Genomic DNA, 13,459 nt, shown 5'->3' on the forward strand with positions numbered 1-13,459 from the left:
GATCAGGGGTGATGACAACGCTGCCAATGCCCCCCTTCCTCTGGAGTACCTGTGAACGTCTCATTCGCCGTCTGGACGCTGACGGTCGTCGGCCTGTGCGTCCTCGTCGCCGTCGACTTCTTCATCGGCCGCAAACCCCACGACGTGTCCCTGAAGGAGGCCGGCACCTGGACCGTGGTGTGGGTCGTCCTCGCCTGTCTGTTCGGGCTCGGGCTCGCGATCTACGGCGGATCCAAGCCCACCGGTGAGTTCTTCGCCGGGTACATCACCGAGAAGTCGCTGAGCGTCGACAACCTCTTCGTCTTCGTCCTGATCATGGGCAAGTTCGCGGTGCCCTCGCAGTACCAGCAGCGGGTGCTGATGGTCGGCGTCCTGGTCGCCCTGGTGCTGCGAGCCGGGTTCATCGCGGCGGGCGCGGCGATCATCTCCACGTTCTCGTGGGTCTTCTACATCTTCGGCGCCTTCCTCATCTGGACCGCCTGGAAACTGGTCCAGGACGCCAAGAAGGGCTCGCACGAGGAAGAGTACGAGGAGAACAAGCTCCTCAAAATGGCCGAGAAGCGATTCGGCGTCGCGGACCGGTACCACGGCACCAAGCTGTTCATCGTGGAGAACGGCAAGCGGATCATGACGCCGATGATGGTCGTCATGCTCGCGATCGGCTCCACGGACGTGCTGTTCGCGCTCGACTCCATCCCCGCCATCTACGGGCTGACCCAGGACCCGTACATCGTCTTCACCGCCAACGCCTTCGCCCTGATGGGCCTGCGCCAGCTGTACTTCCTCATCGGCGGTCTGCTGAAGAAGCTGGTCCACCTCAGCTACGGCCTGTCGATCATCCTCGGCTTCATCGGTGTGAAACTCGTCCTGCACGCGCTGCACGAGTCCGGCGTCCACGTCCCGGAGATCTCCATCCCCTTCTCGCTCGGCTTCATCGTCCTTGTACTGGCCGTCACGACCGTGACGAGTCTGCGGGCCTCGAAGAAGCAGGAGGAGGCCGAGGCCGCCCAGCCGCAGGCTTGACTTCGCGTGCGCTCCAGGAGCTAGCGTCGCTCGTCGAACACCGCTGGATGCAGGCGAACGGAGACGGACATGCGGCTCGGCGTGCACATCAATCGGTTCAACCACTCCGGGGGTGGCCCCGCGCTCGGCGCCGAGCTGGCGGCGGCCGGTGCCGCTGCCGAGGCGGCGGGCGTCCACCGGCTCACGGTCATGGACCACTACTTCCAGATGGAGTTCAACGGCGGCGCCGAGGACCCCATGCTGGAGGCCTACACGACTCTGGGCTTCCTCGCCGCCCACACCTCCACGGTCCGCCTCGGCGCCCTGGTCACCGGCGTGACGTACCGCCACCCCGGACTGCTCGCCAAGATCGCCACGACGCTCGACGTGCTCTCCGGCGGCAGGGCGACCCTCGGCATCGGGGCGGCCTGGTACGACCGTGAGCACGAGGGGCTCGGGGTGCCGTACCCCGCGACGGCCGAGCGGTTCGAGCGGCTGGAGGAGACCCTGCGGATCTGCCTCCAGATGTGGGACCCGGACACCAACGGGCCCTTCGAGGGCACGCACTACCGGCTCGCCGAGACCCTCTGTGTCCCGGCGCCGGTCAGCTCACCGCGCCCCGAGATCATGATCGGCGGCGGGGGAGAGCGGAAGACCCTGCGCCTGGTCGCCCGGTACGCGGACGCCTGCAACCTGTTCGCGAGCACCCCGGAGGAGGTCGGGCACAAGCTCGACGTCCTGCGCGGCCACTGCGACAGCGTGGGACGCCCGTACGACGACATCACCAGGACGCTTCTCTACATGGGCGACGCGCCCGAGAAGAACGACGTCGACGCCTTCGTCCGGGACATCGAGGGCTACGCGAAGTTCGGCATCGAGACAGTGATGCTGGGGCCGCGCACGGGCGAGCCGGCCGCATGGATCGAGCAGTTCGCGGCCCCGGCGGCGCGGCGCGCGGCAGAGCTGGGCTGAGGCCGGGGGCAAGACGGAGGGCCCAAGACGGAGGGCCCAAGACGGAGGGCCGGAGCCTGTGCGGCTCCGGCCCTCCGTCACAGTTGCGTCGATCAGGCGGCGACGGACGTGGCCTCGCCGTGGATCAGGCCGATGACCTCGGCCAGCTGCCCGGCGACCTCGGCGTCGTCGGAGGGGTGCGTCTCGGCGAAGCGGACCAGCGAACCCGGGATGGCGAGCTTGACGTCGAGAACCTTGGCACCGGCGATGCCGGCGGCCTTGCGGGCCTCGTCCTGCGCCCAGACGCCGCCGAACTGGCCGTAGGCGGTGCCGACCACCGCGAGCGGCTTGTCGGTGAGGGCGCCGGCGCCGTACGGGCGGGACAGCCAGTCGATGGCGTTCTTCAGGACGGCCGGAATCGTGCCGTTGTACTCGGGCGAGAAGAGCAGCAGCGCGTCGGCCGAGTCGGCCGCCTCGCGCAGTGCGACGACGGAGGCCGGGAGGCTGCCTTCCACGTCGATGTCCTCGTTGTAGAACGGGACGTCGGCGAGGCCTTCGAAGAGCACGACCTCCGCGCCCTCCGGGGCGTGCTTGACGGCCGCCTCGGCGAGCTGGCGGTTGGTGGAACCGGCACGAAGGCTGCCGACGAGGCCAAGGATACGAACTGACATGGGGGACTCCACAGAGGGTTGAAACACTGCCGTCACGATCCGGACCGAGGTCCGTTTAAAGTTCTACCAGTGAAACGGACCGTGGTCCAGTTTTCTTCCGAGGCGTTACGCTGGCTTCATGTCCGACTCCCTGCCGCCCTTCCCGGAGCCCCAGTGGCCGGCCGGCGAGCACCTGCTGCTGGAACTGGGTAACGGCATCGGCGCCGATACCGACACCGACACCGATACCGACACCGAGGTCGGAGCCGACGAGCCGTGCCTGCGAGCCGACGCCGCCCGCAACCGCGCCCGCCTCCTGGAGGCCGCCGCACGGCTGGTCGAACAGTTCGGTGCGGCCGGCGTGACGATGGAGGCGGTGGCCGCCGCCGCGCAGGTGGGCAAAGGGACCGTGTTCCGGCGCTTCGGGGACCGCACGGGCCTGCTGATGGCCCTGCTCGACCGCTCCGAGCGGAGCCTGCAGGCCGCCTTCCTGGCCGGCCCGCCGCCGCTCGGACCCGGGGCGCCGCCCGTGGAGCGGCTGCGCGCGTTCGGCGTCGAGGTGCTGCGCCGGACCGTCGACGAACTGGAACTGCAGCTGGCCGCCGAGGGCCAACCGGGCCGCCGCTTCGCATCCGCACCCCGCATGGTCCGGTCCGGTCACGTCGCCATGCTGCTGCGTCAGGCGATTCCGGGCGCCGACTGCGAACTCCTCGCGAAAACGCTGATGGGATATCTGGACCCGGCCCTCATCCATCACTTGACCAAGCAGTGCGGGATGTCGCCGGCGCGGATCGAGGCGGGCTGGATCGATCTCGTCGACCGGATCGCGGGCGGCGCGCCTCCGCGTTGAGCGCGATTTTCGGCCAACTGCGCCGGTCGCACTCCGGCGTGCGGGGGTGGTCAACCCATGGGACCTGTCCGGGACTTGATCCCGGCTGTCCGGAAAGCGCGTTCGGTGCGCGGCGATACGGGGTGGGGTCGTGAAGTGGTCGTACGACAGGCTCGGGACAGCTGGAAATGATCATTCCAAAGCGTTTTGGTAAAGCGCTTTCCTGAAGCGCTTTCGTCAACCGCGTTTGCTATCAGGTCGATTGCGAAGTTCCCCCGGTCAAAACTGTGCCCCGAGCTTCTGCAAAGATGCCGTACGTCATGGTGCAGATACCGAATTCGGCCGCCCCGGCGACGCCCCAGCCGCGCTCCGTGCCCACGAGCGCGGATGTGGCACGCCTGGCCGGCGTCTCGCGCGCAACCGTCTCCTACGTCCTCAACAACACCAGTGCCGTCCGGATCAGCGAACCCACCCGCCGTCGCGTCCACGAGGCCGCGAAGGAACTCGGGTACGTTCCGCACGCGGCGGCCCGCAGCCTGCGGGCCGGACACAGCCGCCTGGTCCTGATGCCCGCGCCGAGCGTGCCCATCGGCCCGCTCTACAGCCAGTTCATCAACGAGCTCCAGTGGGCGCTCAGCCGCCTCGACTACACCGTCGTCCAGTACGCCTCCGTCGGTCTGCGCGGCGACGAGGCCGCCCGGGCCTGGGCCGAACTGCGGCCCGCCGCGGTCCTCGTGCCCGTCGGCGGGATCGGACCGGAGGGTGTGGCCGTTCTCAAGCGCTCCGGCGCCCGGGCCGTCGTCACGCTCGGCACCGAACGCATCGAGGGCGCGCACAGCCTGCTCGTCGACCATGCCGGAGTCGGCCGCGTCGCAGGCGCGCACCTGTACGCCCGTGGCCGCCGCCGGATCGGCGTCGTCGTGCCCGAGGAACACGGACTGAAGGTCTTCTCCAAGCCCCGCCTCGACGGGGTGCGCAGCGCGGTGGAGGGTACGGACGCCTCGGTGACCGTGCTGCCGCTCGCGTACGAGGAGGAGTCCGCCGCCCGCCTCGCCGACCGCTGGCCCGAACTCGGCCTGGACGGCGTGTTCGCGTTCAACGACGAGTACGCGATGCTCCTGATGCGGGCCCTGCAGGACGCGGGCGTCACCGTCCCGGACGACACGGCACTGGTCGGCGCCGACGACCTGCTCCTCGGCCGGCTGCTGCGGCCCAGACTGAGCACGGTGCACATCGAACTCCCGGCCGGTCGGGATCTCGCGGAACTCGTCGACCGCGCCGTGCGCAACCCCGGTGCCGCCCCTGAGGCCCACCACGTCCACGGAGCGATGCTCGTCCACCGCGACTCCAGCTGAACCGGCGTCCGCACGCGGCGACTTGGGCGGCGCGGTTCTCGTACGGCGTGACTAGGATGTTGCACGCTCAACCAGTGGGGATGCCGTCGACCACCGGACGCCGTGTGCTGCTTCGCCGCGCGCCGGATCACCGCATCCCGCCCCGCGGCTGACGAACGGCCGCGAACCACACGGGACTCGCGTTCGCTCCGCGTGTCCCTCCGGTGACTGATCGGAGAGCCGCAATGCCGTTGCTCGACCCCAAGACCTGGCAGTCCCACGCCGCCCGTCCCCTGTCGGGCCCCGAGTACACCGTCACCGAGCCCGCCACCGGCGAGGCGCTCGGCACGGTCGTGCTCGCCACCGGCGAGGACGTCGGACCGGCCGCGCAGGCCGCCCTTACCGCCCAGGCGGCCTGGGCACGCACCCCGCACTTCGTCCGTGCCGGAGTGCTCCGCAAGGCGGGTGACCTGTTCGCCGCGCACGCCGACGAACTGCGCGACTGGATCGTCCGCGAGTCCGGCTCGATACCCGGCAAGGCCGAGTTCGAACTGCACGTCGCCGCCCAGGAGTGCTACGAGGCAGCCGCCCTCGCCTCCCGCCCGGCCGGGCAGGTGCTGGCCTCCGAGGCGCCCCGGCTGTCGTACACACGGCGGGTACCCGTCGGAGTGGTCGGCGTGATCTCGCCGTTCAACGCCCCGCTGATCCTCTCCATCCGCTCCGTCGCCCCGGCCCTGGCGCTCGGCAACGCGGTCGTCCTGAAGCCGGACCCGCGCACGGCGGTCTGCGGCGGGCTGTCGCTGGCCGCGGTCTTCGCCGAGGCCGGCCTGCCCGAGGACCTGCTGCAGGTCCTGCCGGGCGGCCCGGACGCGGGCCAGGCTCTGGTCGCCGACCCGCTGGTGCCCGTCATCTCCTTCACCGGCTCCACAGCGGCCGGACGGGCCGTCGGCGAGGCGGCCGGCCGCCACCTGAAGCGCGCCCACCTCGAACTCGGCGGCAACTCCGCCATGATCGTCCTGGAGGACGCCGACCTCGACGCGGTGATCTCCACCGCCGCCTGGGGCTCCTTCTTCCACCAGGGCCAGATCTGCATGACGACCGGCCGTCACCTCGTCCACCAGTCGTTGTACGGGGAGTACGTGGAGCGGCTCGCCGCCAAGGCCGACTCCCTCGCCGTCGGTGACCCGTACCGCGCCCAGGTGCACCTCGGTCCGATCATCGACGGCTCCCAACTCGCCAAGATCCACGGCTTGGTGGAGTCCAGCACGGCCGCCGGCGCCAAACTGGCGGCGGGTGGCACGCACGAGGACCTCTTCTACCGGCCGACGGTCCTCGCCGGCGTCGACGACGGGACCCCGGCCTACGCGGAGGAGGTCTTCGGTCCGGTCGCCCCCGTACGCCCCTTCTCCACCCTCGACGAGGCCGCCGCCCTCGCCTCGGCGGGCCCCTACGGGCTCTCCCTGGGCATCATCACCCGTGACACCGCGCGTGGCCTCGACCTCGCCGAACGCATCCCGACCGGGATCGTCCACATCAACGACCAGACGGTCAACGACGAGGCCGTGGCCCCCTTCGGCGGGGTCGCCGCGTCCGGCACCGGTGCGAGGTTCGGTGGCGAGGCCAACCTGGAGGCGTTCACGGACGTGCGGTGGACGACCGTACGGGGCGATGTGGCCCCGTACCCCTTCTAAAGGCTCTGCCGGAAGGTCTCCATACAGCCTGCGGTGCGTTGTGGCCGGTCGCGCAGTTCCCCGCGCCCCTGGGGGCTGCGCCCCCTCGGGGGCGCGGGCCCCGGTCGAGTTACTCGCCCTGCTGGGCCTGCTGCTCGGCGACCGACTTGCGGACCTCGTCCATGTCCAGCTTCCGGGCCTGCCCGATGACGTCCGTCAGGGCGGCCTCGGGCAGGGCACCCGGCTGCGCGAACACGGCGACCTGGTCCCGGACGATCATCAGCGTCGGGATCGACTGGATACCGAAGGCCTGCGCCAGCTCCGGCTGCGCCTCGGTGTCGATCTTGCCGAACACCAGGTCGGGGTTGTCCTCGGCGGCCTTCTCGTACACCGGGGCGAACTGACGGCACGGACCGCACCAGGACGCCCAGAAGTCGATCAGCACGAACTCGTTCTCCGTGACCGTCTGGTCGAAGTTCTCCTTGGTGAGCTCCACGGTGCTGCTCATGACCTGATTCCTCTTCCTGCTGTCGGGTCTTTGCCGGTGGCGCTCGCACAACACGGCCCGGCCACCGCGTATTCCGCGCCCATACCCGTGTGGCCACGGGCCACGCCACCTACCAGACTGAGCCCATGACGGAAACGGAAACCAACGTGTACGACGTCGTGGTGCTCGGTGCCGGACCCGTGGGGGAGAACGTGGCCGACCGCACCCGCGCGGCCGGCCTGTCCACCGCGATAGTGGAGAGCGAACTCGTCGGCGGCGAGTGCTCCTACTGGGCCTGCATGCCCAGCAAGGCCCTTCTGCGCCCGGTCATCGCCCGCGCCGACGCCCGACGGGTACCCGGCCTGCGCCACCTCGTCCAGGGCCCCCTGGACGCCGAAGCGGTCCTCGCCCACCGCGACTACGAGACCTCGAACTGGCAGGACGACGGACAGCTCGGCTGGCTGGAGAGCATCGGCGCAGACCTCTACCGGGGCCAGGGACGCCTGGCCGGCCCGCGCACGGTGACCGTGACGGGTGAGGACGGCTCGACGCGGACGCTGACGGCCCGGCACGCGGTCGCGGTGTGCACGGGCACCAGCGCCCAACTGCCCGACCTGCCGGGCCTCGCCGAGGTCGGGCCCTGGACCAGCCGCGAGGCGACCAGCGCCAAGTCGGTGCCCGGCAGTCTGATCGTCGTCGGCGGCGGTGTCGTCGCCGTTGAGATGGCCACGGCCTGGCAGGCACTCGGCTCGCGGGTCACCCTGCTCGTCCGCGGCAAGGGCCTGCTGCCCCGTATGGAACCGTTCGCCGGCGAACTGGTCGCCGAGGCACTGGCGGAGGCGGGCACCGACGTCCGTACCGGTACCTCGGTGCAGTCGGTGACCAGGGAGAACGGCACCGTCGTGGCGGTCACCGGCACCGGCGACCGGATCGAGGCCGACGAGATCCTCTTCGCCACCGGACGCGCCCCGCGCACCGACGACATCGGCCTCGACACGGTCGGCCTGGAGCCGGGCTCCTGGCTGTCGGTCGACGACAGCCTCCGGGTCACCGACAGCGAGTGGCTGTACGCGGTCGGCGACGTCAACCACCGCGCCCTCCTCACCCACCAGGGCAAGTACCAGGCCCGGATCGCGGGCGCCGCCATCGCCGCCCGCGCGGCCGGAGTACCGCTCCTGGAGACCGACCCCTGGGGCGCCCACTCGGCGACAGCCGACCACGGCGCCGTCCCGCAGGTCGTCTTCACCGACCCGGAGGCGGCGTCCGTCGGCCTCTCCCTCGCCGAGGCGGAGCAGGCGGGCCGCCGGGTGCGCGCGGTCGACGTGGAGTTCTCCTCGGTGGCGGGCGCCGGCCTGTACGCCGACGGCTACCGGGGTCGCGCCCGCATGGTCGTCGACCTGGACCGCGAGACCCTGCTCGGCGTGACCTTCGTCGGCCCCGGCGTCGGTGAACTGATCCACTCGGCGACCGTCGCCGTCGCCGGCGAGGTGCCGCTGGGACGGCTGTGGCACGCGGTGCCGTCGTATCCGACGATCAGTGAGGTCTGGCTGCGGCTGCTGGAGGCCTTCCGGGACGGGAAGTAGGAACCGGCGGTCGGCGGGGACGGGCGGTCAGAGGGGGAATCCGAGCTCCTCGGCCGCCTGCGCGGGGGTCGGCTGGGCCCACCGCTCAGCCATGGCGGCGCCGGAGGACAGCGAGCGCAGCTCCGCACGGTCGAGATAGAGCGTGCCGTCCAGATGGTCTGTCTCGTGCTGGACGATCCGGGCCGGCCACCCGGTGAACACCTCGTCCACCGCGTGCCCGTACTCGTCCTGGCACGTGAGCCGCACCGCCGCGGGCCGCGACACCACCGCCTGCCAGCCCGGCACACTCAGACAGCCCTCGAAGAACGCGGCCCGCTCGGCACCCACAGCCTCGTACGACGGATTCACCAGCACCCGGAACGGCAGCGGCACGCGCCCGCGCACCACCCGCACCTCCTCCGGCACCGGCGCCGGGTCCTCGATGACGGCGATCCGCAGCCCCACCCCGACCTGCGGCGCCGCCAGACCGACGCCCGGTGCGGCACGCATGGTCTCGCGCAGCGCCTCGACGAAACGGGCCAGCAGCTCCGGACCGAGCTGCCCGTCGAAGGGCACGGTGCCACGGCGCAGCACCGGGTCGCCGGCGGCGACGATCGGCAACGGGCCGCCGACGGCGAGGAGTCGTTCGACCCGGTCGACAAGGGTGCTCGGGTCATGGGGAGTTGCCATGGCGCCAGGATGCCATGCGCCTCTGACACCCGGCGCCCGCGAATGTGACGTACGCCACTGACGTGGCCGGGAACTCGACGGCCCGGCGGTCCGACTACTGAACCGTCCCCACCGTCGTACCGCCCGGAGTCGTCCCCACCCGGCCGCCACCCCCACAGCCGTCTTGCCCGCTCACACTCCCCAGCCCACCGGAGAGCCCGCCGATGTCCATCGCTCCCACGACCACGACGGACGAATCCCCGGATGCACCGGACTCGTCGAAACCCTCCGCCCCGGTGAAGCCGTCCGCAGCCGCCACGCTCCGTCCGCTCGTCCTGCGGCTGCACTTCTACGCGGGTCTGCTCGTCGCCCCGTTCCTGCTGGTCGCTGCTCTGAGCGGGGCTCTGTACGCGGCCTCCTTCCAGGCCGAGAAGATCATCTACGCGGACGAGTTCACGGTCTCCGCAGGGGACACCAAGCTGCCGATCTCCGAGCAGGTGGCCGCGGCCCGCAAGGCCCATCCCGAGGGCACCGTCGCGGCCGTGCGCCCCTCGCCCGAGGACGACGCCACGACGAGGGTCATGCTGTCCGGCGTCGCCGGTGTCGGCGAGGGACATACGCTCGCCGTGTTCGTCGACCCGTACACCGCCAAGGTGGAGGGCGCGCTCGAACAGTACGGGTCGACGGGCGCGCTGCCCCTGCGTACCTGGCTCAGCGAGTTCCACCGCAATCTGCACCTGGGTGAGAGCGGCCGCCTCTACAGCGAACTCGCCGCGAGCTGGCTGTGGGTGATCGCGGGCGGCGGCCTGGTGCTGTGGTTCGCCCGCCGCCGTACCCAGCGCAAGGTGCGCGGCACCAGCGGACGCCGCCGCACCCTCGGGCTGCACGGCACCGTAGGAGTCTGGGCCTCGGCCGGCTTCATCTTCCTCTCCGCCACCGGCCTGACCTGGTCGACGTACGCGGGCGCCAACATCGACGTCCTGCGCACCTCCCTCGGCCAGTCCACCCCCTCCATCTCGGCGGCGGGCGGCGAGCACACGGGCCATGGCGCGGCGGCCGGCACCGGGAGCACCGGCGAGCACGGTGTCGGCCTCGACAAGGTGCTGGCCGCGGCCCGCGCCGAGGGCCTGAGCGACCCGGTGGAGATAGTCCCGCCCGCGGACGAGTCCTCCGCGTACGTCGTGAAGCAGGTCCAGCGCAGCTGGCCCACCAAGCAGGACGCGGTCGCCGTGGACCCGTCGACCGGCGAGGTCCTCGACGTCCTCCGGTTCGCGGACTACCCGGTGCTCGCGAAGCTGACCCGCTGGGGCATCGACGCGCACACCGGGGTCCTGTTCGGGATCGTCAACCAGCTCGCGCTGATGGCCCTCGCGCTCTCGCTCGTCCTGCTCATCCTGTGGGGCTACCGCATGTGGTGGCAGCGTGGCCGGGCCTCCGCCTTCGGCCGCCCGATCCCGCGCGGCGCCTGGCAGCAGGTGCCCCCGCTGCTCCTCGTGACGCTGATGGCGGGCGTGGCCGTCGTGGGCTACTACGTTCCGCTGCTCGGCATTCCGCTGGCCGCCTTCATCGCCGTCGACGTGGTCCTGGGCGAGATCGACCACCGGCGGGGCGGACGCACGCGCGGGGAGCGGGTCGTCGGCGCGAAGTAGGTACGAGAGACGGCCCGGTTCCCCTCCTGGGCGGGGGCCGGGCCGTCGTGTCCGTCGTACGGGGATCTACTCGAAGTCGCCCGCGAGGGCCGAGGCGAGCTTCATGTGCGGTGCGGCCTCCTCGTGGCGGCCCTGGCGCTGGAGCGTGCGTCCGAGCATCAGCCGGGCGTACTGCTCCACCGGGTCGCGCTCCACGAGGACGCGCAACTCGGCCTCGGCTCGCTGCAGTTGGGCCGAGTGGTAATAGGCACGGGCCAGCAACAGCCGGGGCGCGGTCTGCTCCGGCACCTCCTTGACCAGCCCGTCCAGAACACGCGCCGCGCCGGCGTAGTCCTTGGCGTCGAAGAACAGCCCCGCCCGCTCCCAGCGCTCCGCGGCGGTTCCGTGGTCGTAGTACGTGTACGTCGTGGTCTCCACTCGTGCCTCCTTCGGCAGTGCTAACCGGCCGGAGCGGTTATTCATTCCGCCGCTGATCCGGCCATCGCGGCCAGTTCCCTGTTCGCCCGCTCGTTGATCAGTGACAGCACCCGGCCGGCGGTGACCAGGTCGGCGTCCGGGATGTCGGCGTAGATCCGCGCGGAGATCGGGGCGGTCTCGGCGCTGGTGGCGCGGTACAGCTCGCGTCCCGCGTCCGTCATGGTGAGGAAGGACGTGGACCCGGCTGTCAGCAACCGGCTCTCGACGAGTTCCTCGACGACCGACCGCACGGTTGCCTCGTCGATCTTCAGCGCGTGGACGACGTCACCGACCAGCCGCTCGCGGTCGACGGGCCCGTCGGCGACGGAGACGAGCCCGAGTGTCACCGACTGCTGGAAGGTGGCGCCGTGCCGGGCCAGCACGGTCTCGAGGATCGCCCGCCCGGCGTAGTGGGCGAGCGCTATGACGCGGGGATTCAGGGCGGGAGCGGTGGATGTGGTCATGACTGCTCCTTCTCGGGGTCGGCGTGGAGCGGGGTGTCGAGCAGTAGTGCCAGTTCGCGGGTGAAGTCCCGGGTGCGCTCGCTGTCCAGGCCGCCGAGGGGCTCCAGCAACTGCTGAAGCAGCCGCTGTACGACCTTGATCGCACGCCGGGTGACGTCACTGCCCTCCTCGGTGAGGGCCAGTCGCACCGCTCGGGGGTCCTGTGGGTCCCGGGTGCGTTCGAGCAGACCGGCGGTCTCCAGGGCTCGGGCGAGCTTCGACACGTAGAGCGGTTCGAGGCCGGTGCGGTCGGCGAGCTGCCGCTGGCTGGGGCGCGGACCGGCGCGCCGCATGCCGTGCAGCGAGGCGACCAGTGCGTACTGCGCGTGGGTCAGCCCCAGGGGGGCGACCGCCCGGTCGACGGCCACGCGCCACTTCGTCGACAGACGCCAGACCAGGTAACCGGGTGTCTCACCCTCGGATGTCGAACTCATGGCCGATACCGTACATGGCTACTATATACATGGCTACTAAATTCTCGCGAGGCTCCGAACCGGGCCGTCACGGTCATCTGCTCCGCAGCGGCGGTGGCGGCAGCGCCGGTGACGGTGTCGGTCAGGTGCCGGTGGCGGCTTTCGTCGGCGCTCGGTAGGCGAGGGCGTCGGCGGAGCGCAGGTGATCTCTCAGCCCCTGCTCGGTGCTGCTCACATGCAGCAGAGCGGCGGCCTGGCTGAGGGAGGCGTCACGGGTGGACAACGCCCGGTAGATCGCCTCGTGCTCGGCGAGGGTGCGTCCCGCGGCCTGGGCGTCCACCAGGCCACGCCAGATACGGGCGCGCAGCGTGCGGCCGGAGATGGCCTCCAGAAGGGTGAGCAACGTGTCGTTGCCCGTCGCCGAGACGACGGCCCGGTGGAAGGCCGCGTCGTGGGCATTGAGCCGTTCGACGTCGTCGCGGGCCTCGCGCATGGCGTCGAGATGGCCCTTGACCTCGGCGAGCTGCTCGTCGGAGATCCGGGTGGCGGCCAGCGCGGTGGCCATCGGTTCGAGGAGCCGGCGTACCTCCATGAGGTCCTGCAGGGCGGCCGAGTCCCCCTGGAGCAGTTCCACCGCCCCGCCGAGGCCCTCGAACAGCAACCGGGGCTCCAGGCTGGTCACATACGTGCCGTCGCCTCGGCGGACCTCCAGGATCCGCGCGACGGCGAGGGCCTTGACCGCCTCGCGGGCGAGGTTGCGGGACAGACCGAGCTGGGCGGCCAGTTCCGGTTCCGGCGGGAGCTTCGATCCCGGTGGCAGGGCGCCGGTGCGGATCAGCTCACGGATCTGCTCGATGGCCTTGTCCGTCAGTGACAACGCGAACTCCTTCCATGACCGCTGTCCGCGGGCACGTCCGACCTGATCAGTTCCTGGGCACGAAGATCGTCCCAGAGACCTTCGGGGATGTGCCGACGGCGGAGTTCCACGTACCGTGCCACTTGCTCGGGGCTCCGCATGCCGAGGGTGACGTCGATGATACTGGGACGGCCGTACGGGAAGGCCGTCGCGGCGGCGGGGAGGGCGGTGCCGTGGGCGGTGCGGACGTCCGCGATCGTCCGGGGGCGGGTGATCGGGGCGGCTCCCCGACGCTTCTCGGAGAGGCCCAGGCCCAGGTGCGGTGCCGTGTCGTAGTACCGGATGCCGGCGTCCCGGGCCACGTCGACGGTGCCCGTGATCTTTCGGTGTCGCGCGATGAGGTCTCCTTGGCGGTGAGGGCCGGGGAC

At 71.0% G+C, this 13,459-nt stretch carries 15 protein-coding genes; 7 read left to right on the forward strand and 8 right to left on the reverse strand.

Translation table 11 applies throughout. The features are described from left to right. Positions 1-51: 51 nt before the first annotated feature. Positions 52-1,023, forward strand: coding sequence for a TerC family protein (locus OHN74_RS38970; RefSeq protein WP_327699268.1), 972 nt, complete (start codon positions 52-54; stop codon positions 1,021-1,023). Positions 1,024-1,092: 69 nt separating this feature from the next. Beyond that, positions 1,093-1,974 carry an LLM class F420-dependent oxidoreductase gene (locus tag OHN74_RS38975; protein WP_327699269.1) on the forward strand — a complete coding sequence of 294 codons (882 nt, stop codon included), beginning with the start codon at positions 1,093-1,095 and terminating at the stop codon, positions 1,972-1,974. A gap of 92 nt (positions 1,975-2,066) precedes the next feature. On the opposite strand, the gene OHN74_RS38980 is transcribed toward OHN74_RS38975, so the two are convergent. After that, positions 2,067-2,624: an NADPH-dependent FMN reductase gene (locus tag OHN74_RS38980; RefSeq protein WP_327699270.1), complete on the reverse strand. Its 558-nt coding sequence runs from the start codon at positions 2,622-2,624 to the stop codon at positions 2,067-2,069. Positions 2,625-2,742: 118 nt separating this feature from the next. Here OHN74_RS38980 and OHN74_RS38985 point away from each other — a divergent pair, with 118 nt between their 5' ends. The 3 genes from OHN74_RS38985 to OHN74_RS38995 all read left to right on the forward strand — a co-directional run bounded on the left by OHN74_RS38985 (position 2,743) and on the right by OHN74_RS38995 (position 6,457). Further along, positions 2,743-3,453 (forward strand): TetR/AcrR family transcriptional regulator, encoded by a 711-nt coding sequence (locus OHN74_RS38985; protein WP_327699271.1) that lies wholly within the window; start codon positions 2,743-2,745, stop codon positions 3,451-3,453. Positions 3,454-3,740: 287 nt separating this feature from the next. Next, complete coding sequence (locus OHN74_RS38990) at positions 3,741-4,787, forward strand: LacI family DNA-binding transcriptional regulator (RefSeq protein WP_327699272.1); 1,047 nt, start codon at positions 3,741-3,743, stop codon at positions 4,785-4,787. Positions 4,788-5,011: 224 nt separating this feature from the next. Beyond that, positions 5,012-6,457, forward strand: coding sequence for an aldehyde dehydrogenase family protein (locus OHN74_RS38995; protein WP_327699273.1), 1,446 nt, complete (start codon positions 5,012-5,014; stop codon positions 6,455-6,457). Positions 6,458-6,566: 109 nt separating this feature from the next. Here the strand turns inward: OHN74_RS38995 and trxA are convergent, their stop codons facing one another. After that, complete coding sequence (gene trxA / locus OHN74_RS39000) at positions 6,567-6,944, reverse strand: thioredoxin (RefSeq protein WP_006376459.1); 378 nt, start codon at positions 6,942-6,944, stop codon at positions 6,567-6,569. Positions 6,945-7,069: 125 nt separating this feature from the next. On the opposite strand from trxA, the gene OHN74_RS39005 reads away from it, so the two are divergent. After that, positions 7,070-8,506, forward strand: a complete 1,437-nt coding sequence (locus tag OHN74_RS39005) for a dihydrolipoyl dehydrogenase family protein (protein ID WP_327699274.1) — start codon at positions 7,070-7,072, stop codon at positions 8,504-8,506. Between the two features lie 27 nt (positions 8,507-8,533). Here the strand turns inward: OHN74_RS39005 and OHN74_RS39010 are convergent, their stop codons facing one another. Further along, the gene (locus tag OHN74_RS39010; protein WP_327699275.1) at positions 8,534-9,175 is read right to left on the reverse strand and encodes a peptide deformylase; all 642 of its coding nucleotides are present in this window, start codon (positions 9,173-9,175) and stop codon (positions 8,534-8,536) included. A gap of 203 nt (positions 9,176-9,378) precedes the next feature. Here OHN74_RS39010 and OHN74_RS39015 point away from each other — a divergent pair, with 203 nt between their 5' ends. Next, positions 9,379-10,803 carry a PepSY-associated TM helix domain-containing protein gene (locus OHN74_RS39015; RefSeq protein ID WP_327699276.1) on the forward strand — a complete coding sequence of 475 codons (1,425 nt, stop codon included), beginning with the start codon at positions 9,379-9,381 and terminating at the stop codon, positions 10,801-10,803. A 66-nt stretch (positions 10,804-10,869) separates the two neighbouring features. Here OHN74_RS39015 and OHN74_RS39020 read toward each other — a convergent pair whose 3' ends face one another. The 5 genes from OHN74_RS39020 to OHN74_RS39040 form a co-directional block, all read right to left on the reverse strand. Beyond that, positions 10,870-11,220 carry a tetratricopeptide repeat protein gene (locus OHN74_RS39020; RefSeq protein WP_327699277.1) on the reverse strand — a complete coding sequence of 117 codons (351 nt, stop codon included), beginning with the start codon at positions 11,218-11,220 and terminating at the stop codon, positions 10,870-10,872. A 41-nt stretch (positions 11,221-11,261) separates the two neighbouring features. After that, entirely contained in the window at positions 11,262-11,723 is a 462-nt protein-coding gene (locus OHN74_RS39025; protein ID WP_327699278.1) for a MarR family transcriptional regulator, read from the reverse strand. Beyond that, positions 11,720-12,196 (reverse strand): MarR family winged helix-turn-helix transcriptional regulator, encoded by a 477-nt coding sequence (locus OHN74_RS39030; protein WP_327699279.1) that lies wholly within the window; start codon positions 12,194-12,196, stop codon positions 11,720-11,722. The genes OHN74_RS39025 and OHN74_RS39030 overlap by 4 nt, the downstream gene beginning before the upstream one ends. A 121-nt stretch (positions 12,197-12,317) precedes the next feature. Then, positions 12,318-13,052, reverse strand: coding sequence for a FadR/GntR family transcriptional regulator (locus OHN74_RS39035; RefSeq protein WP_327699280.1), 735 nt, complete (start codon positions 13,050-13,052; stop codon positions 12,318-12,320). Further along, positions 13,043-13,393, reverse strand: coding sequence for a hypothetical protein (locus OHN74_RS39040; protein ID WP_327699281.1), 351 nt, complete (start codon positions 13,391-13,393; stop codon positions 13,043-13,045). The genes OHN74_RS39035 and OHN74_RS39040 overlap by 10 nt, the downstream gene beginning before the upstream one ends. Between the last annotated feature and the right edge of the window lie 66 nt (positions 13,394-13,459).

Source organism: Streptomyces sp. NBC_00459, assembly GCF_036013955.1.
In the GTDB taxonomy this organism is placed as follows: domain Bacteria; phylum Actinomycetota; class Actinomycetes; order Streptomycetales; family Streptomycetaceae; genus Streptomyces.

Bases quoted from the DNA above. Each gene is read 5' to 3' on its own strand.
- OHN74_RS38975 (WP_327699269.1), top strand. From the start codon at position 1,093: ATGCGGCTCGGCGTGCACATCAATCGGTTCAACCACTCCGGGGGTGGC.
- OHN74_RS38980 (WP_327699270.1), bottom strand. From the start codon at position 2,624: ATGTCAGTTCGTATCCTTGGCCTCGTCGGCAGCCTTCGTGCCGGTTCC.
- OHN74_RS38985 (WP_327699271.1), top strand. From the start codon at position 2,743: ATGTCCGACTCCCTGCCGCCCTTCCCGGAGCCCCAGTGGCCGGCCGGC.
- OHN74_RS38990 (WP_327699272.1), top strand. From the start codon at position 3,741: ATGCCGTACGTCATGGTGCAGATACCGAATTCGGCCGCCCCGGCGACG.
- OHN74_RS38995 (WP_327699273.1), top strand. From the start codon at position 5,012: ATGCCGTTGCTCGACCCCAAGACCTGGCAGTCCCACGCCGCCCGTCCC.
- trxA (WP_006376459.1), bottom strand. From the start codon at position 6,944: ATGAGCAGCACCGTGGAGCTCACCAAGGAGAACTTCGACCAGACGGTC.
- OHN74_RS39005 (WP_327699274.1), top strand. From the start codon at position 7,070: ATGACGGAAACGGAAACCAACGTGTACGACGTCGTGGTGCTCGGTGCC.
- OHN74_RS39010 (WP_327699275.1), bottom strand. From the start codon at position 9,175: ATGGCAACTCCCCATGACCCGAGCACCCTTGTCGACCGGGTCGAACGA.
- OHN74_RS39015 (WP_327699276.1), top strand. From the start codon at position 9,379: ATGTCCATCGCTCCCACGACCACGACGGACGAATCCCCGGATGCACCG.
- OHN74_RS39025 (WP_327699278.1), bottom strand. From the start codon at position 11,723: ATGACCACATCCACCGCTCCCGCCCTGAATCCCCGCGTCATAGCGCTC.
- OHN74_RS39030 (WP_327699279.1), bottom strand. From the start codon at position 12,196: ATGAGTTCGACATCCGAGGGTGAGACACCCGGTTACCTGGTCTGGCGT.